This is a genomic window from Nocardia sp. NPDC127579 (assembly GCF_042672005.1).
Classification (GTDB): Bacteria; Actinomycetota; Actinomycetes; order Mycobacteriales; family Mycobacteriaceae; genus Nocardia.
Window position 1 is genome coordinate 197542 of record NZ_JBHXVZ010000011.1, and the last position, 20623, is coordinate 218164.

22 protein-coding genes are annotated in these 20623 nt (G+C 68.8%); 14 read left to right on the top strand and 8 right to left on the bottom strand.

Annotation, left to right across the window (positions count from 1 at the left end; genetic code table 11):
• Nucleotides 1-36 precede the first annotated feature (36 nt).
• Entirely contained in the window at nt 37-792 is a 756-nt protein-coding gene (locus ACFVMC_RS30570) for a siderophore-interacting protein (protein WP_379216029.1), read from the top strand.
• A 19-nt stretch (nt 793-811) separates the two neighbouring features.
• Nucleotides 812-1564 (top strand): SDR family oxidoreductase, encoded by a 753-nt coding sequence (locus ACFVMC_RS30575; RefSeq protein ID WP_379216031.1) that lies wholly within the window; start codon nt 812-814, stop codon nt 1562-1564.
• On the opposite strand, the gene ACFVMC_RS30580 is transcribed toward ACFVMC_RS30575, so the two are convergent.
• Nucleotides 1565-1975, bottom strand: coding sequence for a hypothetical protein (locus ACFVMC_RS30580; protein WP_379216033.1), 411 nt, complete (start codon nt 1973-1975; stop codon nt 1565-1567).
• 110 nt (nt 1976-2085) lie between these two features.
• Nucleotides 2086-2475: a hypothetical protein gene (locus tag ACFVMC_RS30585; RefSeq protein WP_379216035.1), complete on the bottom strand. Its 390-nt coding sequence runs from the start codon at nt 2473-2475 to the stop codon at nt 2086-2088.
• Between the two features lie 225 nt (nt 2476-2700).
• Here ACFVMC_RS30585 and ACFVMC_RS30590 point away from each other — a divergent pair, with 225 nt between their 5' ends.
• Nucleotides 2701-4200, top strand: a complete 1500-nt coding sequence (locus ACFVMC_RS30590) for an alpha/beta hydrolase (RefSeq protein WP_379216037.1) — start codon at nt 2701-2703, stop codon at nt 4198-4200.
• 48 nt (nt 4201-4248) lie between these two features.
• Nucleotides 4249-4854, top strand: a complete 606-nt coding sequence (locus ACFVMC_RS30595; RefSeq protein WP_379216039.1) for an HAD family hydrolase — start codon at nt 4249-4251, stop codon at nt 4852-4854.
• On the opposite strand, the gene ACFVMC_RS30600 is transcribed toward ACFVMC_RS30595, so the two are convergent.
• The gene (locus ACFVMC_RS30600) at nt 4842-5261 is read right to left on the bottom strand and encodes a helix-turn-helix domain-containing protein (protein ID WP_379216041.1); all 420 of its coding nucleotides are present in this window, start codon (nt 5259-5261) and stop codon (nt 4842-4844) included. The genes ACFVMC_RS30595 and ACFVMC_RS30600 overlap by 13 nt on opposite strands.
• A gap of 39 nt (nt 5262-5300) precedes the next feature.
• Between ACFVMC_RS30600 and ACFVMC_RS30605 the strand changes: the two genes are divergently transcribed.
• Nucleotides 5301-6134, top strand: a complete 834-nt coding sequence (locus ACFVMC_RS30605) for a class I SAM-dependent methyltransferase (protein ID WP_379216043.1) — start codon at nt 5301-5303, stop codon at nt 6132-6134.
• A gap of 7 nt (nt 6135-6141) precedes the next feature.
• Here the strand turns inward: ACFVMC_RS30605 and ACFVMC_RS30610 are convergent, their stop codons facing one another.
• Nucleotides 6142-8427, bottom strand: coding sequence for an ATP-binding cassette domain-containing protein (locus tag ACFVMC_RS30610; RefSeq protein WP_379216044.1), 2286 nt, complete (start codon nt 8425-8427; stop codon nt 6142-6144).
• Between the two features lie 211 nt (nt 8428-8638).
• Between ACFVMC_RS30610 and ACFVMC_RS30615 the strand changes: the two genes are divergently transcribed.
• Nucleotides 8639-8953 (top strand): nuclear transport factor 2 family protein, encoded by a 315-nt coding sequence (locus ACFVMC_RS30615; protein ID WP_379216046.1) that lies wholly within the window; start codon nt 8639-8641, stop codon nt 8951-8953.
• Nucleotides 8954-8998: 45 nt separating this feature from the next.
• Nucleotides 8999-9304, top strand: a complete 306-nt coding sequence (locus ACFVMC_RS30620) for a hypothetical protein (protein WP_379216048.1) — start codon at nt 8999-9001, stop codon at nt 9302-9304.
• Nucleotides 9305-9345: 41 nt separating this feature from the next.
• Here ACFVMC_RS30620 and ACFVMC_RS30625 read toward each other — a convergent pair whose 3' ends face one another.
• Entirely contained in the window at nt 9346-10005 is a 660-nt protein-coding gene (locus tag ACFVMC_RS30625; protein ID WP_379216049.1) for an MspA family porin, read from the bottom strand.
• Between the two features lie 206 nt (nt 10006-10211).
• On the opposite strand from ACFVMC_RS30625, the gene ACFVMC_RS30630 reads away from it, so the two are divergent.
• The 3 genes from ACFVMC_RS30630 (at nt 10212) to ACFVMC_RS30640 (ending at nt 13486) form a co-directional block, all read left to right on the top strand.
• Nucleotides 10212-11450 (top strand): GAF domain-containing protein, encoded by a 1239-nt coding sequence (locus tag ACFVMC_RS30630; protein ID WP_379216051.1) that lies wholly within the window; start codon nt 10212-10214, stop codon nt 11448-11450.
• 93 nt (nt 11451-11543) lie between these two features.
• Nucleotides 11544-13061, top strand: a complete 1518-nt coding sequence (locus tag ACFVMC_RS30635; protein ID WP_379216053.1) for an aldehyde dehydrogenase family protein — start codon at nt 11544-11546, stop codon at nt 13059-13061.
• Nucleotides 13062-13081: 20 nt separating this feature from the next.
• The gene (locus ACFVMC_RS30640) at nt 13082-13486 is read left to right on the top strand and encodes a DUF779 domain-containing protein (RefSeq protein ID WP_379216055.1); all 405 of its coding nucleotides are present in this window, start codon (nt 13082-13084) and stop codon (nt 13484-13486) included.
• 111 nt (nt 13487-13597) lie between these two features.
• Here the strand turns inward: ACFVMC_RS30640 and ACFVMC_RS30645 are convergent, their stop codons facing one another.
• Nucleotides 13598-15187: a succinic semialdehyde dehydrogenase gene (locus ACFVMC_RS30645; protein WP_379216057.1), complete on the bottom strand. Its 1590-nt coding sequence runs from the start codon at nt 15185-15187 to the stop codon at nt 13598-13600.
• A 210-nt stretch (nt 15188-15397) separates the two neighbouring features.
• Here ACFVMC_RS30645 and ACFVMC_RS30650 point away from each other — a divergent pair, with 210 nt between their 5' ends.
• From ACFVMC_RS30650 to ACFVMC_RS30665, 4 genes are read left to right on the top strand one after another with little or no spacing between them, the layout of a single operon-like run.
• Complete coding sequence (locus ACFVMC_RS30650) at nt 15398-17893, top strand: nitrate- and nitrite sensing domain-containing protein (RefSeq protein WP_379216059.1); 2496 nt, start codon at nt 15398-15400, stop codon at nt 17891-17893.
• Nucleotides 17871-18266: a roadblock/LC7 domain-containing protein gene (locus ACFVMC_RS30655; RefSeq protein ID WP_379216061.1), complete on the top strand. Its 396-nt coding sequence runs from the start codon at nt 17871-17873 to the stop codon at nt 18264-18266. The genes ACFVMC_RS30650 and ACFVMC_RS30655 overlap by 23 nt, the downstream gene beginning before the upstream one ends.
• Nucleotides 18263-18637, top strand: a complete 375-nt coding sequence (locus tag ACFVMC_RS30660) for a DUF742 domain-containing protein (RefSeq protein ID WP_379216063.1) — start codon at nt 18263-18265, stop codon at nt 18635-18637. The genes ACFVMC_RS30655 and ACFVMC_RS30660 overlap by 4 nt, the downstream gene beginning before the upstream one ends.
• On the top strand, nt 18618-19214 hold the full coding sequence (locus ACFVMC_RS30665) for an ATP/GTP-binding protein (RefSeq protein ID WP_379216064.1): 597 nt from the start codon (nt 18618-18620) through the stop codon (nt 19212-19214). Before ACFVMC_RS30660 ends, ACFVMC_RS30665 begins: the two co-directional genes overlap by 20 nt.
• 97 nt (nt 19215-19311) lie before the next feature.
• On the opposite strand, the gene ACFVMC_RS30670 is transcribed toward ACFVMC_RS30665, so the two are convergent.
• Both ACFVMC_RS30670 and ACFVMC_RS30675 read right to left on the bottom strand, forming a co-directional pair.
• Nucleotides 19312-19707: an NUDIX domain-containing protein gene (locus ACFVMC_RS30670; protein WP_379216066.1), complete on the bottom strand. Its 396-nt coding sequence runs from the start codon at nt 19705-19707 to the stop codon at nt 19312-19314.
• A 62-nt stretch (nt 19708-19769) separates the two neighbouring features.
• Complete coding sequence (locus tag ACFVMC_RS30675; protein WP_379216068.1) at nt 19770-20573, bottom strand: NmrA family NAD(P)-binding protein; 804 nt, start codon at nt 20571-20573, stop codon at nt 19770-19772.
• Between the last annotated feature and the right edge of the window lie 50 nt (nt 20574-20623).

The window sequence follows — 20623 nt, forward strand, 5'->3', positions numbered from 1 at the left end:
AGGCTCTGTTAGGTAACCCTAATATGGAGGTGCCTTTTGGCTCGCCCGCGCATCACCCTCGTCGTCCAGAACACGATCCGCCTCACCGACCACCTGATCCGGGTGCGACTGGGCGGACCGGGGTTCGCCTCGTTCCAGCCCGTCGCCCACACCGACGCCTACGTGAAGCTGGTGTTCCCCGCCCCCGACGGCGAGACCCTGCGCACCTACACCGTGCGCGAGATCGATTCCGCCGCCGGCGAGATCGCGATCGACTTCGTCTACCACGGCGCCGAGGGCGTCGCCGGCCCGTGGGCCGCGGCCGCCCGGCCCGGCGACACCATCGAACTCATGGGCCCCGCGGGCGCCTACGCCCCACGGCCCGACGCCGACTGGCATCTGCTCGCGGGCGACGAATCCGCCCTGCCCGCCATCGCCGCCGCCATCGCCGCCCTGCCCGCCGACGCCCTCGGCCGGGTATTCGTGGAAATCGCCGGTCCGGCAGACGAACTCGCGCTCGAAACACCGGCGGGCGTCGAGCTGACCTGGATCCATCGCGGCGACGCCGCGCCCGGCGAACTGCTCACCGCCGCGGTGCGCGCCGAACCCTGGCGGGACGGACAGGTGCAGGTCTTCATCCACGGCGAAGCCCGCGCGGTCATGCACGAACTGCGTCCCTATATCCGCAAGGAACGCGGCGTACCCGCCGAATGGGCCGCGTCCATCTCCGGATACTGGCGGCGTGGCCGCACCGAAGAGGGCTTCCGCCAGTGGAAATCCGACCTCGCCGAGCGCGAGCGGGCGGCGGTCTAGCCGGATTAGGCTCGAAGCCGTGACCACCTCGAAGATCGTCCTCGTCACCGGCGCCGGGAGCGGGCTGGGCCGCGCGATCACGCTCGCCCTGGTCGCGGCGGGCCATCATGTCGTCGCGACCGGGCGGCGCACGGCGGCGCTGGCGGACACCGCCGCCGCGACCGCCTGGCCCGGCGCGGTGACGGCACTGCCCGTCGACGTGACCGATCCCGAGTCGGTGGACACGCTCTTCGGACAGATCACCGACCGCTGGGGGCGGCTGGACGTACTGGTCAACAACGCGGGCATCTTCGGGCCCACACTTCCGGTCGAGGAGGTGTCCGTCGCGGACTGGCGCCGAGTCGTCGACACCAATCTGACCGGTGCGTTCCTCTGCGCGCAGGCCGCCTTCCGGCTCATGAAGGACCAGCGGCCGCGGGGCGGGCGGATCATCAACAACGGGTCGATCTCCGCGCATGTCCCGCGACCGCACACGGTCGCCTATGCCGCGAGCAAGCACGCCGTCACCGGGCTCACCAAAGCACTGGCCCTGGAGGGCCGCGCCCACGACATCGCGGTGGGCCAGATCGATATCGGGAACGCGGCCACCGACCTCACCGCCGGGATCGCCGCGGGCGCCCTGCAGGCGGACGGCACCGTCGCGCCGGAACCCACCATGTCCGCCGCCGATGTCGCGCGGTTCGTGGTGCAGACCGTCGAGTTGCCGCTGAGCGCCAACGTCCCGTTCCTGACCGTGATGGCCACGGGCATGCCCTATCTCGGGCGCGGCTGATCAGTCGGTGGCGGGCTTCCAGGTGCTGACCGCCCAGATGACGACCACGTCGAGGGCGATGATCAGGATCGACCAGGCCGGATAGTAGGGCAGGGACAGGAAGTTCGTCACGATCGAGATCGCGGCCAGCGTGATCGCGGCGACCCGGCCCCAGGTGGTGCCGGTGGCCAGCCCGATCGCGCAGATCAGCAGCAGGATCCCGGTGACGATGTGGATCCAGCCCCACGCGGTGAGGTCGAATTTGTAGGAGTACTCCGGGCCGATGACGAACACACTGTCGTCGGCGACGGCCGAGATGCCTTCGAACAGATTGAGCAGGCCGACGGTGAACAACAGGATGGCCGCGCCGATCGCGGTGCCCATCGCAACGCCCTGACGCACCGGATGCTCGGTTTCCGAGGAGTGGGACATGAGCGGATCCTCTCGTGATGTGAGGCCGAACTCGTCTGATGGCAAATATCCAGTTAACAATAACTCCTGGATATCGCCCGCACCCACACCTCTCCCGCGCCGCGCCCGGTCTACTCGTAGGCGTTGGACGGGGCCGGGCGGGTGGGCACCTGGGTGATCCGAACGTCGGTCGGTACCCCGATCTGGCCGAGCGTCAGGGGGTTCATGCAGTCCCGGCGCGGGTGGGTGAAGATCGGATCCAAGGCCGGGTCGGTGTGGCCGGTGGCCGACTTGAAATAGGGACCGAACGGCTGGCCGCCGGAGACGCTGACACCGAAGCAGTCGACCTCCAGGATGTAGGTGCCCTCGCCGCCGCAGTGCGCCGCCGCGCCGCTCCACCAACGATCAACCGTGCAATCCCGCGGCTCCGCCGCGGCCGGGCCCGCCGTGACGGTGGCGACGGACGCGGCACAGGCCAGCAATACCGTCGTACCGAGCATGCGCCACTGCGTGTTTGCCATTCGGGTCTCCCTCTCCACGGCTGGATCGAGCGGGTCGGCGCCCCACCCTACCGGCTACCGCGCCTTCGCGACCGAAACGCGATCGTGCGCCGGTCCGGTTTGCCGCAGAATAGATCCTGCGACATGGTTTTTCGAACGGATCGGGGGGGGCGGGTGCGAGGCCGGTTCTGCGTGCTCGGGGTGTTGGTGACGCTGCTGGTTTCAGGGTGTGCACGGTGGCATACGGTGCCGGGTCATCCCGTGGCGGCGCCCGCACCGCTGGCATCGATCGACGAGTACTACGCACAGCGCGTGCGGTGGCAGCCGTGCGCCGACCGGCCCGAAGCCGACTGCGGTGACCTCCGGCTACCGGTGGACTACGCGCATCCGGCCCAGCTGGCGATCACCATGCCGCTGATCCGATTGCGCGCCACCGCCCCCGGGCAGCGGCTCGGAGTGCTGACCATGAACCCGGGCGGTCCCGGCGAATCGGGCTATCAGCAGGTGCTGGACGCGCTCGATACCTCCGACACCGGATTGCGCAGGTTCCGGAGCCGCTACGACCTCATCGGCTTCGATCCGCGCGGCGTAGGCCGCACGGCGGGGGTCCGCTGCCTGGACGACGCGGCCACTGACAGCTACTACGCCACCGACTTCACCCCGAGCACACCGGCCCAGCTGTCGGAAGTGGCTGCGGCACACCGCCGCTACGCGACCGCCTGCCTGCGCAATACCGGCAGTCTGCTGCGGTTCGTCGGCACCGAGTACGCCGCGAAGGACATGGACATCCTGCGCTCCGCGCTCGGTGAGGAGAAGCTGAACTACCTCGGCTTCTCCTACGGGTCACGACTGGGCCTGTACTACGCCGAGGAGTTCGGGGACCGGGTCGGGCGCATGCTGCTGGACTCGATCGACGACCCCGCCGACAGCACCGACCGCTGGGACTTCGAGGAATTCGGCCGCTCCCCCACCGCGACCCCGCTCTCGACCCGCGACCAGGTCGTCTACGACATGCTGAGTTCCTGCGCGACCCGCCCCGGCTGCCCACTCGGCACCGACGCGGCGGCGGCCATGAGCGACCTGCGCGCACTCATCGACACGATCGACGCCGCGCCCCTGCCGGTCGACGACGGCCGTCGGCTCGGTTCGAATCTCGCGCTGCTCGGGCTGTTCGAAGCCACCTACGACTCCAGCTACCAGCAGCGGTTCGAGCGGGCCGTCGTGGCCGCGCGGCGCGGTGACGGCACCCCGCTGGCCGAACTGGCCGACCGGTACGTCGGGCGCGGCGCGGACGGCCGCTTCTCCAGTACGGACCCCGCGTTCTGGGCAATCCAGTGCGCCAACGACGATCCCGCGACCTACCGTTCCAAATCCGAGGACGAGATCATGGCGGAACTGCGCCGAGTCGCCGACTACTACGCCGTGCCGGGCCCGCTGTTCGGTGCGAACCGGGTGTTCAGCACGCCGCTGTGCCTGTTCTGGCCGGTGCCGCCGACCCGGGCGTCGACCGCGGTGACCGCCCGGGGGGCGCCGACCATCGTGCTGGTCAACAACACCGACGATCCGGCGACGCCGCTGTCGGATGCCGAGAATGTGGCGGACACACTGGCCGACGCGGTGCTGGTGGTCAACGAGCACGGCGGGCATATCGCCTTCGACAACGGTTCGGAGTGTGTGGACGAGATGGTGCTGGCCTACTTCTTCGACGGCCGGGTCCCTGCCCGCGGCACTCGCTGCCGCGACTGAGCGCCACACCACACGGTGACGCTGCGCCACGCCGCTAGGGTTGGCCAGGTGACCTGGACCGTCGGCTTCGACCTCGACATGACCCTGATCAATTCCCAGCCCGGCGTGGCCAAGGCGATCGATATCGCCGCCGCCGAACTCGGGGTGCCGATCGAGGGTGCGCGGGTCGCCACCCGGCTCGGTCCCCCGCTGCCCATGCTGCTGGCCGACGCGGGCGCTCCGGAAGCGTCGATTCCGGCCCTGGTGGCCCGTTATCGCGAGGTGTATCCGACGGTGGTGCCGCTGGTTCCGGCCCTGCCGGGCGCGGCGGCGGCGCTGGCCGCGGTGCGGGCGCACGGCGGCCGGGTGCTCGTGGTCACCGGCAAGCACCGACCGCTCGCCCGGCTTCACCTGGACGAACTGGGCTGGCAGGTGGACGCGCTGGCCGGGGATCTGTGGTCGGCCGACAAGGCGGGCGCGTTGCGCGAACACGGCGCGTCGATCTACGTCGGCGACCACACCGGGGATATGCGGGGCGCACGCCTCGCGCGAGCGCACGCGGTCGGCGTCGTGACCGGCCCGTGCGACGCCGGCGAACTCCGCGCGGCGGGGGCCGACGTGGTGCTGGCCGACCTCACCGAGTTCCCGGCCTGGCTCGATGCCTACCGGTCCTGAATCGAGGTCCGGCGCGGCCGGACCGGCGGGTTGTCCAGCATGTCGCGGAATGTGGGGCATTCGAGATGACTCGGCGCCGGGCAGGCCGCGGCGTGCCGCAGACCGTCGCGCATGGCGGTGAGTTCGGCGATGCGCCGGTCGAGTTCGTCGGCCTTGGCCGCGAACAGCTCCCGGGTCACCCGTGGACGGCCGTCCGCTCCGAACATCCGGCCGATCTCGTCCAGCGAGAAGCCGGCGTTACCGGCCCCGACGATCAGCGAAAGCCGTTGCAGCACATCGGGATCGAACAGCCGCCGGAGCCCGCGCCGCCCGATCGAGGCGATCAGCCCCTTCTCCTCGTAGTAGCGCAGCGTGGAAGCGGGAAGACCGGTGCGCTCGGCGACCTCGGCGATATCGAGTGCATCCATATTTGACCTCTAGTCGACTTGAACTGGAACAGTTCAGCCATGGACGCGACACAGCGGAACGAAGAGCAACAGGCACGGTGGAACGGGCAGTCGGGCAACGCCTGGGTCGAGGCGCAGGAGGTGCTCGATCAGGTGCTGCGGCCGTTCGAGGAGATACTCGTCGCCGCCGCGCGGGAGGTCAAGCCGGACCGGGTACTGGATATCGGCTGCGGGACCGGCGGGACGACGGTCGCGGTCGCGGCGGCGCTGCCGTCGAGCCGGGTGGTCGGCCTGGACATCTCCGAGCCGATGATCGGCGCGGCCCGGGCACGCGCCGCCGGGCAGGACAGTCCGGCGACCTTCCTGCTGGCCGACGCCCAGACCCATCCCTTCGACTCGGAATACGACCTGATCATGTCCCGCTTCGGGGTGATGTTCTTCCAGGATCCGGTGCGGGCCTTCACCAATCTGCGCAGTGCCGCGCGCGGCGAGCTGCGCTGCATCGTCTGGCGCGGCTACGACGAGAACCCTTTCATGACCACCGCCGAACGCGCCGCCGCCCCGCTGCTGGCGGGTATTCCGGCCCGAATCCCGGACGCCCCCGGACAATTCGGGCTCGCCGACGGCGACCGCACCGCCGCCATCCTGCGTACGAGCGGCTGGGCCGAGGTGGTGGTCGCGCCGATCGAGGTCGAGTGCGTCCTGCCCGAGGACAAGCTGGTCTGGTACTTCACCACCCTGGGCCCGCTGGCGCCGCTGCTGCCCGGTGTCGACGACGCCACGCGTGCCCGCGTCGTCGACACCGTCCGCGCCGCCTTCGAACCGTTCGTGCACGGCGACGAGGTGCGCTACACCGCCGCCTGCTGGGAGGTGCGCGCGAGCGCCCGGCCCTGAACCCGGCTCAGGACGCCTTGTACTTGCGCAGGTATTCGCCGGTCAGCGAGGTCGGATGGGCGAGCAGCTCGGCCGGTGTGCCGGTGCAGACGATCTCGCCGCCGGCCTTGCCACCGTCCGGACCCAGGTCGACGACCCAGTCGGAGTGCGCCACCACATCGAGGTTGTGCTCGATCACCACGACGGTGTTGCCGCGCTCGACCAGATTGTCCAGCAGGGCCAGCAGGGTGTCGACATCGGACATGTGCAGGCCGGTGGTGGGCTCGTCCAGCACGTAGACCGACCCCGAATTGCCCAGCTGGGTGGCGAGTTTGATGCGTTGACGCTCGCCACCCGAGAGGGTGCTCATGGCCTGGCCCAGGCTCAGGTAGCCGAGCCCGACCTCGTTCATGGTGCGCAACTTGGCATTCAGTGCTTTTTCGGTGAAGAATTCCAGCGCCGCCTCGGCCGACAGCTCGAGCACGTCGGCGATGGACTTGCCGCGCAGGGTGTGCAGCAGCACCTCGTCGGAGAAGCGGCGGCCGTCGCACGAATCACAGTGTGTGGTCACCGGATCCATGTAGGCGATCTCGGTGATGATCACCCCGCGGCCCTCGCACTGCTTGCAGGCGCCGTCGGAGTTGAAGCTGAACAGACCGGCCGGTTGCCCGCTGGCCTTGGCGAACAGCTTCCGGATCGGGTCCATCAGGCCGAGATAGGTGGCGGGCGTGGACCGGGAGGAGGCACCGATCGCGGACTGGTCGACGAAGATCGCCTCCGGATGTTCGCGCACGAACACATCCCGGATCAGCGAGCTCTTGCCCGACCCGGCCACGCCGGTGATCGAGGTGAGAATGCCGGTCGGGATGCCGACGCTGACATCCTTCAGGTTGTGCACCACGGCGTGCTCGATGCGCAGTTCGCCGGTGGCCGCGCGGAAGGATTCCTTGACCCGGAACGGCCGCCGCAGTCCGGCGCCGGTGGGTGTGTCGGCCGTGCGCAGATCGGCGAAACTGCCCTGGAACACGACCTGTCCGCCGTGCACGCCCGCGCGCGGGCCGACATCGACGATGTGGTCGGCGATCTGGATGACATCGGGGTCGTGCTCGACCACCAGGACCGTGTTGCCCTTGTCCCGCAGTGCGCGCAGCAGGGCGTTCAGCCGGCCGACATCGCGCGGGTGCAGGCCGACGCTGGGCTCGTCGAAGATATAGGTGAGGCCGATCAGCGTCGAGGACAGGTGCTTGATCATCTTCAGGCGCTGACCCTCGCCACCGGACAGGGTGGAGGTGGCGCGGTCCAGGCTCAGATAACCGAGGCCGATATCGATGACGCGGCGCAGCGCGGTGCGGATCGCATCGGCCAGGCCGAGCGCGCCCGGGTCGGTGATCTCGTCGAGCACCGCCAGCAGGTCGGTGATCTGCATGGCCGACCATTCGGCGATAGTGCGGCCGTTGATCTTCGTGGCCAGCGCGGCCGCGCTCAGGCGCGCGCCGTGACAGGTGCCGCAGACGCCTTCGGTGAGGAATTTGGCGATCTGCTCGCGGGTCTTCGCGCTGAGCGCGGAGGTGTCGCGTTGCAGGCGGGTGCGGGTGAATTTCGCCGCCAGCCCTTCGTAATTCGCCTTCCAGGAGCCTTTGGCGAAGGTCAGCTCCACCTGGCCGCCGGTGCCGTAGAGGAAGTCCTGCCATTCCGTATCGGTGTAGTCGGCGAGTTTCTTGTCGAGGTCGAAACGGCCGGAATTCCCGTACAGCTGCCAATCACCGCTGCCCGGTGCGTAACCCGGCAGCAGGATCGCGCCCTCGTTCAACGACTTCGCGCGATCCACCAGCCGATCCGGGTCGGCCTGGGCGCGGAATCCGAGGCCGTCGCAATCCGGGCACATGCCCTGGGGCACGTTGAAGGAGTAGTCGTAGACCAGCCCCGAGGTGGGTGATCCGAAGCGCGCGAACATCGCGCGCACCATGGAGTAGATGTCGGTCATCGTGCCCACCGTGGAGCGCGGTCCGCCGCCCACCGGCTGCTGATCGATGATCACCGGCGCGTTCAGGCCCTCGATGGCCTCGGCGTGCGGGCGTTCGTAGCGCGGCAGGAAGTTCAGGATGAAGGCCGGAAACGTGGCGTAGAGCTGGCGCTGCGATTCCACGGCGATGGTGTCGAAAACGATCGAGGACTTTCCGGAGCCGGACACGCCGGTGAACACCGTGATCTTGTTCTTGGGAATCTCCAGCGACACATTGCGCAGATTGTGTTCACGCGCGCCGAGGATCCGGATGACGGCAGCGTCGGACGCGGCGGATTCAGTGGAAGGCATGCCGAACACCATGCCACGGCACCCCGACAAAAAGCTGCGGCGCAAGTGACTCAACTCACAGATCGAATTTCACCGAATAACTCCGGAAATCGGTGATCGCAATGGTCCGCATCCCGCCGCGTCGCGCCGGGTTAACAGCCGCCTGCGCCTACAGTGGGTGCTGAAAAATAGCTGTTCCGACCCGCGTACGCCGATTCGAAGGGTTGATCAGATGACCGCACCACAGCTCGATCCAGTGGTCGGCGAGTTCGTCGACGCGCTCAACGCACACGACCACGACCGGTTGTTCGCCCTGCTCGCCGCGGACGCGACCATGTCCGACGACGGAGTCGCGCGCAATATCGGCCAGTGGACCTCCCGGGAGATCTTCGACAGCAACGGGCGGATGAAAATCGAATCCGTCGCCGACAACGGCCGCGAATTGGTCGCCGACTACACCAATTCCCGCTGGGGCTCGATGCGCACGAACTGGCGTTTCACCGTGCACGACGGCAAGATCAGCCGCTTCGAGACCGGCCAGGCGTGATCTAGGCTCGGGGTTGTCCCGCCCCCCGGTCACCAGGAGGAAAAGATGAAGGCAGGCGCCGGTTTCGCGATCGTTGCCCTGGCGGTGCTGCTCGTCGGCTGCACCGACGTCAAGAAGGCGCTCAACCGCGGCGGCGACACTCCGTGCTCGGAGTACGTGACCCAGGACCAGGACACCAAGCGGATGACCATCACCAAGTTCGTCCAACAGCGCACCGGGGAGAAGAACGAGCCGGCGGGCACGGTCGTCGACGCCACGCTGTTCCAGGTCGACCTGCTCTGCGGCAACCAGCGCAATACCGAGACCACGATCGCGAACGCCGACGTGGCCGGGATATTCATCACCAAGTAGACACCTCGGCGCCCGTCGCTTCGGACGGGCGCCGAATGCGCTCAGCCGACGTCGAACGGCTCGCCCCACAGCGTCACCCGGGATTCGGCCTGCGCGGTACTGATATCGACCCGCACGAACGAACGGGCCCGCGTGGTACCGCCGTTGCAGCCGTCGATACTGAACGGTTCGTCGGTCCAGGTGACGCTGCCCTGCCGCCCGACCACCTGGTGGTAGACCCGCCCCGGCACCGAACTCGCCTCGCGCGCACGGACATCCAGCAGATAGCGGGCGACGGTGCGGCCGGAGGCCAGGGTGAGCATCCGCGAGCGATCCGGCGTATCGGTGGGCGCGAGCGCGATCGCACTGTTGCCGACCGCCGAGAGCGCCTCGATATCCGCCTGGCAGGCAACGACATAGCCGGGATAGATCTTCATGGCCGCGGTGTCGGCGTCGGCCCCGGTGACCTCGACGCCGCCGCGCCCGCTCACCCAGAGATTGCGCCGCCCCGCGACCACGCCCGGGTTCGTCTTGGCGGATTCGCCGGTGAGCCGGACCGTGACCGTGGTGCCCTCGCCGAGATCGCGGGTGATCTTCCCGTCGGGTAACGCGAGGAATGTCTCCGCGGTGGCCTCCGGTGCGCCGCACCAGACCGCGAGTACGGCGACGCCGATGCCGAATGTCTTGCGCGCGTGGCGCTTCCTGCCCTGCCTGCTGACCATGTGCTCCCTTAGGCGTTCGAATGTGCACGAAAGGTGAGTCGATCTGACATAGAGCTGCGGGCAAAGAATAGCCGGAGGTTTACTAGCCTCGCGCGCGGGTACCGCATACGGCCAGCGCGGCGCAACCCGTCGGCGAAAGTTGGGCGTGGCGAGCTTGCGTACGCCATGATGTGAGCACGAATGTGAGTCGCTCGATCCTTCCGACGATGAGGTTTGACGAGGTGGCCCTGTTCCGCACCCTGACCCAGCAGCGGGCAGAACTGGAAAAGGAATGGTCCAGGTGGGCCACGTCCACGACCGCCGCTGCGCGGCTGACGCCGTCGACTCCCCTGCTACGCAACGAGGTAGCGCAGTCCTGGGAGCGTTCCCTGCACACCGTCGACCCGGCCCGCACCGTCGCGCCGAGCCGCGACGACCTCGCCGACCGCTGGACGGAATCCCCACTGCGCCGCCCGATCACGGCGCTCGCCGAACAGTTGCGGGGCATCAGTTCCGATGCCGGTTACGTCGCGGCGGTCACCGACGACACCGGCACCATCGTGTGGACCTGCGGCGACCGCACCATCCGGCGCCAGGGCGAATCGGTGAACTTCGCACCGGGCGGCTGCTGGGACGAAAGCCAGATGGGCACCAACGGTTTGTCGCTGGCGCTGCACACCGACAGCCCGGTCACCGTGTTCTCCGCCGAGCACCTGGTGGCCGCGCTACACGGCTGGGTCTGCTATTCCGCGCCGATCCACTCCCCCGACGGGCGCGTGCTCGGCGTACTCGATCTGTCCAGCCGCTGGGAGCGCTCGCATCCGGCGATCATGTCCTCGGTCCGCGCGCTGGCCACGGCGGCCGAAACCATGTTGCGCACCACCGATTCACGGCCGCGCACGGGCGTCCGCCTGGAGTGCCTGGGCACCGCCCGCCTGCTGCGCGACGGGCGCCCGGTGCCGCTGCCGCCGCGCCAGCTCGAGATCCTGGCGCTGCTCGCGCTCGAACCCGACGGCTATACCCCCGATCAGCTGCACGCGGCGGTCTACGGCGACCGTCCGGTCTCGACCAGCACGCTCAAAGCCGATGTCTCGCACCTGCGCCGGGCGACCGGCGGCGAGATCGCCAACCGCCGCTACACCCTCACCGGTCCGCTGTCCTGCGACGCGGTGGATCTGCTGGCCGCCATCCAGTCCGGCGACACCAGCGCCGCGGTCTGGCTCTACCGCGGCCCGCTGCTGCCCGGCTCCGACACACCGGGCGTCCTGGAGTGGCGCGACTATCTCGATGTCGGCGTGCGCACCGCGGTGCTGGCCAGCGACCGGCCCGAGCACGCGGTCGGTTTCGGCGAGCGCAGCCCCGACGATGTCGAGATCCACGAGCACGCGCTGCGTCTGCTGCCCGAGGACGACGTCCGCCGCGCCGTCGTCAGCGCCCGCCTGCACACGGCCCGGCGTGGCCACTGACTTCTCGACGCACTCCACTGATCTCCACCAACCTCGCACCAACCTTCGCGGGGAATAGTTGGCCGCACGATGTTTCCGTGAGGAGCTAGCGCCATGATCTATGCCAAGCCGGGGTCCGACAACGCCATCGTCGGATACGCCGCCCGCTACGACAACTTCATCGCAGGCGACTGGGCGCCGCCGATCGAGGGGCGTTATTTCGACAACCCGTCCCCGGTGGACGGCGAGATCTTCTGCGCCGTCGCCCGTTCCACCGCCGCCGATATCGATATGGCCCTCGAGGCCGCGCACCAGGCCGCCGAGGGCTGGGCCGCGACCTCGCCCACCGAGCGCGCCAATATCCTCAACAAGATCGCCGACCGGATCGAGAACAGCCTCGAACCCCTCGCGGTCGCCGAGACCTGGGACAACGGCAAGCCGGTGCGCGAAACCCTCGCCGCGGACCTACCGCTCGCGGTCGATCACTTCCGGTATTTCGCCGGCGCCCTCCGCGCTCAGGAGGGGAGCGTCGCGGAGATCGATGGTGACACCATCGCCTATCACTTCCACGAGCCGCTCGGCGTGGTCGGGCAGATCATCCCGTGGAACTTCCCCATTCTCATGGCGGCCTGGAAACTCGCGCCCGCCCTGGCCGCGGGCAACTGCGTCGTGCTGAAACCGGCCGAGCAGACTCCGGCGTCGATTCTGCTGGTGGTGGAATTGATCGCCGACCTGTTGCCGCCCGGTGTGCTGAACGTGGTCAACGGATTCGGCGTGGAGGCGGGCAAACCGCTGGCGTCCAGCCCGCGGGTGGCCAAGGTGGCCTTCACCGGCGAGACCACCACCGGCCGGCTGATCCTGCAGTACGCCAGCGAGAACATCATTCCGGTGAGCCTGGAACTGGGCGGGAAGAGCCCCAATATCTTCCTGCCCGATGTCATGGCCGCCGACGACGAATTCCTCGACAAGGCGGTCGAGGGTTTCGTGATGTTCGCGCTGAATCAGGGCGAGGTGTGCACCTGCCCGTCGCGGGCGCTGGTGCACAGCTCCATCTACGACGAATTCCTGGCCCGCTGCGTCGAACGCACCCGCGCGATCATCGGCGGCAATCCGCTCGACGACACCACCATGATCGGCGCCCAGGCCAGCAACGACCAGTACGAGAAGATCCTGTCCTACATCGACATCGGCCGCCAGGAGGGTGCCCGCGTGCTGACCGGCGGGGAAGCGCGCAAGGTCGACGGGCTGCCGGGTGGCTACTACATCCAGCCCACGATCTTCGAGGGCAGCAACTCCATGCGCATCTTCCAGGAGGAGATTTTCGGACCGGTGGTGGCGGTGACCCGCTTCGACACCACGGCGGAAGCGGTCCGGATCGCCAACGACACCCTCTACGGGCTGGGCGCGGGCGTGTGGACGCGGGACGGGAACACCGCGTACCGGATGGGCCGGGCCATCAAGGCCGGCCGGGTCTGGACCAACTGCTACCACGCCTATCCGGCGCACGCGGCGTTCGGCGGATACAAGAAGTCCGGGATCGGGCGGGAGAACCACAAGATGATGCTCGAGCACTACCAACAGACCAAGAATCTGCTCGTCAGCTACTCCCCCGCCAAACTCGGATTCTTCTGATGCAGAACCGGATACGCCAAATGCATAGCAGGGTTCATCGGGTAGGTATGACAGACGCGGCGCGTACGGTATTGCGCCGCTTGATCGAACAGCACGGACCGGTGCTGTTCCACCAGTCCGGTGGTTGCTGCGACGGCAGCTCGCCGATGTGCTTCCCGGCGCGGGAGTTCCACGTCGGCGCGCAGGACGTGCTGCTCGGGCACTTGGCCTGGCACACCGAGTTCTGGATGAGCGGTGATCAGTTCCAGCTCTGGAAGCACACGCATCTGACCGTCGACGTGGTGGAGGGGCGCGGCAGCGGGTTCTCGCTGGAGGCGCCGGACGGCGTGCGGTTCATCATCCGCTCCCGGCTGCTGACCGAGGTCGAACTGTCCACCCTGGCGGCGCTGCCGCCGCCGCGCACCGGCGCGGACGAGCTCACCTGAGGATGACCCGGTGATGACCGGCAGCGAGATTCTTGGCGATCTCGCACCGGTGCATTACCTGCCGCGCCAGGCCGACTCGCCGCAGACCGAGTCGGCCTGGCCCGCGGTATCTCAGCGGCCCGGCAGGAAGCGGATGACTCGCGCCACCGTCATCAGGAACGGCTGCCACTTGTCCTGCGGAACCAGCGGCGGCGCATCGAGGTTCAGGAACCGGGTGACCACGACGGTCTGCGGTTCGGTGAACTTCAGCAGGCCGTCGGGGCCGTGGCGGCGGCCCACGCCGGAGATGCCCATGCCGCCCATGGGCGCGGCGGTGGTGCCCCACGCGGGTGCGTAACCCTCGTCGACGCACACCGTGCCGGCGTGCAGGCGCTGCGCGATCCGCTCGCCCGCGGACTTGCTCGCCGCCCACACACTGGCATTGAGGCCGTACTCGGTGTCGTTGGCGAGCCGGATCGCCTCTTCCACGTCGGCGACCGGGTAGATCGACACCAGCGGGCCGAAGGTCTCCTCGCGGCCGCAGGTCATCTCGTCGGTGACCTTGGACAGCACGGTCGGCTCGAAGAACAGCGGGCCCAGATCCGGGCGAGCCTTGCCGCCGGCCAGGACCTCCGCGCCCTTGGCGGTGGCGTCGGCGACGTGCTTGGACACCGTCTCGAGCTGCGATTCGGAGATGAGGCTGCCGATATCGGCCGAATAGTCGTAGGTGGCGCCGAGTTTCGCGGCCTCGACCGCGGCGACGAACTTCTCGGTGAACTCCGCGGCCACCGACTGCTCGACGTAGAGCCGTTCGATCGAGATACAGAGTTGCCCGGCGTTGGAGAAGCAGGCGCGTACCGCCGCCTTGGCGGCCTTGGCGAGGTCGGCGCCGGCGGTGACGATCATCGGGTTCTTGCCGCCGAGTTCGGCGGAGAAGCCGATCAGGCGGGCGCCGCACTGCTGGGCCAGCGCCCGGCCGGTGGCCGAGGAACCGGTGAACATCAGGTAGTCGCAGCTGTCGACGATGGCGGTGCCGACCACAGTGCCGGGGCCGGGGACCACGGCGAGCAGGTCGCGCGGGAGTCCGGCCCGGTAGAGCAGTTCGGCGGCGGCCAGCGCCGAGTACGGGGTCTGGCTGTCGGGCTTGACCACGACCGCGTTTCCGGCCAGCAGTGCCGGGATGGCGTCGCCGATGGCCAGCAGCATCGGGTAGTTCCAGGGCGCGATGACCCCGACGACGCCCTTGGGCTGCGGGGTGACCGCGGCTCGGTTCAGTACCGGGAAGGCGCCGGGCACGGACTGCGACGCGAGCAGCTTGGGCGCGACCCGGGCGAAGTACCGGGCCGCGAAGATCATGCCCATGATCTCTTCCTGGGCCGCCCAGCGTGCCTTGCCGGTCTCGGCCTGCACCACGTCCATGAGGGATTCACGGTGGGCCACCAGCAGGTCGCGGTAGCGGTTCAGGACGGCGGCGCGGTCGGCGGGCGCGGTGGCGGCCCAGCGGGTCTGTGCGGCGCGGGCCTTGCCGAAGGCGGCGGTGACGTCGGCGGCGGTGCCGACGGGCACACTGCCCAGCGTGTTGCCGGTGAAGGTCTCGACGATCGGCTTGCGGTCGCGGGCCGCGGGGTCGTCGATCGCGGCGAGCGCGCTCAGTCGCTCGAAGACTGCGGCATCAGGCGCGGGCATCGTCGCCTCCTTATTTGTCGTTACTGACGGGTACACACAATCTACGCTGCCGCCGCCCCGGCCGATACACCCCGGCCCCGGCGCGCCGCCCGGCCTACTCGAGCACTGTGACGAATCACCAAGGGACAGAACAAACCTCGGTGCAGACCGATTACAGAGATCGTGTGACGGACGGTTTGTCAAATCGAGTCCCGCTCACCGGAATCCGAATCCCTTATGCCGGATTGGCTGGATTACGTTGTCCCAATGTTCAGAGCGAGGCTCGGCGTCCGCGCCCGGATTCTGGCGATCGCGCTCATCCCGAGTTTGACTCTGCTCGTGGTCGGCGTCAGCGCAGCCGGATACCTGGTGAAACAAGGCAACTACGCCAAGAGTTGGGCGACCGAGATGTCGGCCGTCATCGAACCGTCGGCCGAGATGATGGCGGGCATCCAGCTCGAGCGCTACCTCACGCTGCAGCGCATGGCCGGCGACAACACCCTCGGCCCCGCCATCAGCGCCGCGCGGACCCGCCTCGACACCGCCATGAAGAACGTGGTCGAGGTGTCCAAAGGCCTGATCAAGATCGACCCGGCCAAGCTCGAGGGCAAATTCGAGGAATCCGACCAGCTCGCCACTGCCATCGCACAGGCACGCGGCGCGATCGACGTCGGCATGCTGCCCCCGCTCGAGACCTACGGCTTCTACAACAAGCTGCTCGACGTCATCAGCATCGGCGCGCAGATCGCCCAGGAATCCGCGCCCGACGCCGCGACCGCGCGCGAGCTCACCGAAGCGGTGCGCATCCTGTTCGCCAACGAGGCCATGTCGCGCAGCTTCGCCGTCGCCTCCGCCAACTTCCGCGCCGAGAACGGCCCGCTCATCCCGGTCGAGGAATTCAGCCGCCAGGTCGGCTTCTACCGCACCGAGCTCTCCTACCTGGCCGCCGACCTGTCCTCGGACCAGGCGGCCGCGGCCAACGCCATCATCAACAGCACCTCCTGGCAGCGGCTGTCCAGCATGGAAACCGCCATCGGGCAGTACTTCACCGAGGCCGCGCTGCGCAGCACCACCCCGACCGCGCGCAAGACCGAGGTGCCGCTACCGCTGAGCACCCCGGAGTGGACCGAAGCCGCCACCCACGTCAACGAGGCGCTGACCCAGCTCTGGATCACCCAGAACCAGCACGCGCACGGCCAGGCCCGCGACCTCGGCAAGGACAACGAGACCCGCTCGGCCTACGGTGGCGCGGGCGTGGTGCTGGTCTCGATCATCGTCTTCCTGGTCGCCCTGGTGCTGGCCAACCGGATCATCCGGCGTCTCAAGCTGCTGCGCGGCGAGACCCTGGCACTGGCCAACGACCGGCTGCCCGAGCTGATGTCGCGGCTGCGCGCGGGTGAAAAGGTCGACCCCGAAGCCGAATCCGCGAACCTGGACTTCGGCCACGACGAGATCGGACAGGTCGCCAAGGCCTTCGAACAGGCGCACACCGCCGCCGTCAGCGGTGCGATCGCCGAGGCCCGCACCCGTGAGGGCGTGCAGGCGGTGTTCCTCAATATCGCCCATCGCAGCCAGATCGTGGTGCACCGCCAGCTCGAGATCCTGGACGAGGCCGAGAACCGGCAGGAGGATCCGGCGCTGCTGGAGACCCTGTTCCGCCTGGACCATCTGGCCACCCGCGAACGCCGCAACGCCGAGAACCTGATCATTCTGGGCGGCGGCCAGCCGGGCCGCCAGTGGCGCAGCCCGGTCGCGCTGATCGACCTGGTGCGTTCCGCGGTCGGCGAGACCGTCGACTACGCCCGGGTGCGGGTATCGCGCCTGCCCGAGGCACACATCATGGGTTCGGTCGTGGCCGACCTCATCCACCTGCTCGCCGAACTGGTGGACAACGCGACCTCGTTCTCCCCGCCGCAGTCCCGCGTCGAGGTGTTCGGCAACGTGGTCGGCAAGGGTCTGGTCGTCGAGATCACCGACCAGGGCATGGGCATGCCGGAGGGCGAACTCGCGCGCGTCAACGAGATGCTGCGCAACCCACCGGATTTCGGTGTCGCCGCGCTGTCGGTGGACTCCCGCCTGGGCCTGTTCGTGGTCGCCCAGCTCTCGGCCCGCCACGGTGTGTCGGTGCGGCTCTCGGACTCCGACTACGGCGGGATCCGCGCCATCGTGCTGATCCCGTCCGCGCTCCTGGCCGCCGACGCCCACCTGCCGCCGGCCGAGCAGTCGCTGCCCGAGCACGGGCGGCGCTACCGGCAGTCGGTGCAGTTCACCGGCGAACAGCTGCCCGAGCCGGCGCCGGTGCGCGCGCTGGAATCCGAGTCGACGGCCGTGCTCACCGCACCGCCCGCCGCGCCGACGCCGCCGGCCTACACCCCGCCCGCGGTGGAACCGCCGCGCATGACTTCCTCGCTCGGCCTGCCGCGTCCGGACCTCACGCCATCGGCGCCGCGCCTGGAGCCGCCCGCCGCGACGCCGAGCTCGGATACCGCGTTCGGCCTGCCGCCGCGACCGGAGACCGGGGTGAGCGCGGACGGTCGCCCGCTGCTGCCACGCCGCAGCCGTCAGGCCAATCTGGCGCCGCAGCTGGCTCAGCAGCCCGAGCCCGCCACCCCGCCCACCCCGCTGGTGGAGCGCGCGCGATCGGCCGAACAGGCCCGAGATCTGATGTCCGCCATCGAGAACGGAACCCGGCAGGGGCGGCGCGCCCACCCCGTCGGCCAACAGGAACAGGAAGGCTACGGTGACCGCTCCCCAAACCGGTGATCTGAACTGGCTATTGGACGATCTGGTGGACCGGCTTGCCGGGGTTCGGCACGCGGTGGTGTTGTCCACCGACGGCCTGCTGCTCGGCCGCTCCACCGCCATGAGCCGCGAGGATGCCGAACATTTCGCCGCCATGTCCTCCACGCTGTACGGGCTGGCCCGCAGCGCGGGCGCCCGCTTCGAGGGCGGCGGTGTCCGGCAGGCGGTGATCGAGCTGGACCGCGCGGTTCTGTTCGTCACCTCCGCGGGCACCAATGCCTGTCTGGCGCTTCAGGCTTCGGAGACCGCGAATCTAGGCATGGTGGCCTACGAAATGAACGTCACCGTGCAACGCGTCGGCAACTACCTATCCACCCCTGCGCGTCTGCCATGACGCGCAGGGGGGAACCCTGGTTCGATGAGGCGGCCGGGCCCCTGGTCCGGCCGTATGCGCTCACGCGGGGGCGGACCATGGGTGCGGGGCATGATCTGGATCTACTCACGGTGGTCGTGACCACCGATCCGGCGCCGGTTCTGCGCCGGGTCGAACCCGAGTACGCCCGAATCATCCACCTGTGCAAAGTTCCCCACGCGGTGGCAGAAGTGTCTGCCAACTTGAAACTTCCCTTGGCAGTGACCAAGATCCTTGTCGGAGACTTGATCGGCGAGGGACATCTCATCTTCCGGGCTCCGGTGCAACCGGAGACCGGTCCCGGCGATCTCAACGTATTGCGAGCGGTTCTGGATGGCATCCGAAAACTTTGACAACACGCCCAGGCTGGCGGCCTCGGTGAAGATCCTCATCGCCGGTGGCTTCGGCGTCGGCAAGACCACGATGGTCTCGGCCATCAGTGAGATCACCCCGCTGCGCACCGAGGAGCTGATCACCGAGGTCTCGAGCGGCGTCGACGATCTGTCCGGCGTCGAACAGAAGCACACCACCACGGTGGCACTGGATTTCGGACGCATCACCATCGACCAGGATCTGGTGCTGTATCTGTTCGGCACGCCCGGACAGGATCGGTTCTGGTTCCTGTGGGACGAGCTCTCGCGCGGCGCCCTGGGCGCGGTGGTGCTGGCCGACACCCGCCGGCTCAGCAATTCCTTCGCCGCCGTGGACTATTTCGAGCGCCGCGGCGTGCCGTTCATGGTCGGGGTGAACTGCTTCGACGACGCGCCCCGCTACACCGTGGAGGAAGTGCGCGACGCGCTCGACCTGGATCCGGTCACCCCCGTGCTGCTCTGCGATGCCCGCAGCCGCGAATCCTGCAAGAACGCGCTGCTGGTGCTCATGGAGCACCTCATCGAATTGGCCGGTCGCGCACCGGTTCCCAGTAGCTAGCCCACCCGTCGCATCGTGGCGCTGTGTTGATCGGCGCGACGACGCGCCACGCCGATACGGCCCCGCCTCGACATGTTCGAGGCGGGGCCGAGTCGGGTCAGCCGAGCTGTCCGGCGGCGGCCAGATCGTCGAACAGCAGCTGGTCGACGGGCGGTACCAGCTCCCGGTCGGCGTAACCGAACCAGGCCAGTGCGTCGATCTCGCTGCTGGCGGTCAGGATGCCGTGGTATTCGGCGGTGTAGCAACTCATTCGGACCAGCAGACCGTTGTCCGCGGCCTCGTAGGTGCCCACGTGCGCGACGGTGTCCGGCAGCAGCGCTACCGTCAACTCCTCCTCGATCTCACGCAGCAGCGTTTGCAGATCCGTCTCCGCCCCTTCGCGTTTGCCGCCCGGAATGTAGAAGACGTCCTTGCCGCGCGGACGGGCGCACAGAATGCGCCCGTCCTCGATCCGCACCCACGCCACCGTGTCGATCAGCCGCCGCTCTGTCACCGCGGCAGCCTAACCCGGCGAGATTTCGTCGGCTCGGGCGCCGGAACCGGCGCATCGCGGTGCTAGCGGAAGCGGGCCGCGTGCTCGGCCAGCCAGTCGGCGAAAGTCCGGGCGGGACGGCCGGTTACCTGTTCGACGGTCGGGTCGACCGTGGTCGACTCGGCGTTCGGTGCGGCGTACCAGCCGACCACGTATTCGGCGTCCGCGCGCGGCACACCGGTGGCCAGCAGCCGCTCGATGGCCTGCTCATGGGTGATCCGCTCGAAGGCGACCGCACGGCCCACGGCCTCCGACAGCAGTTTCAGGCGCTGACCGGGGGTCAGCGCCTCCGGACCGGTGAGGTTGTAGGCCCGCCCCGAGTGGCCGTCCTCGAGCAGGGCGATCGCGGCGACCGCGCCGATATCGCCCTCGTGCACCAGCGCGCTCGGGAAGTCGTAGGGTTCGCGGATGACGCCTTCGGCGCGAATGGAATCCGCCCAGGTGAGCGTGTTGGACATGAATTCCTGTGGTTCCAGCCGAGTCCATTCGACCCCGGAGTCCGCGACCGCCTGTTCGACCGGCCCCACGCCGCCGCCCCACAGCACGGTGATCCGCCGGACACCGGAATCGACCGCGCGGCGTACCAATTCGGGACCGACATCGGCCAGCCCCGCGGTCACGGTGATGTGCAACCGGTCGACGCCGGTGAAGTCCAGTGCGGCGGGCTCGGTGTGCGTGCCCGCGACCAGCTCCGCGCCCGCGGGCAGCAGTGCCGCGGCGGCGGCCGGGTCGCGCGTCAGCGCCCGCACCCGCGCGCCGCGCTCGAGCAGTTCCCGCACCACCTGGCGGCCGGTGTTGCCGGTAGCGCCGGTGACCAATGTCGTCATGTCGAGATCCTTTCGTCGGACCCGACCGTAAAACCTCAACTTTGATAGAG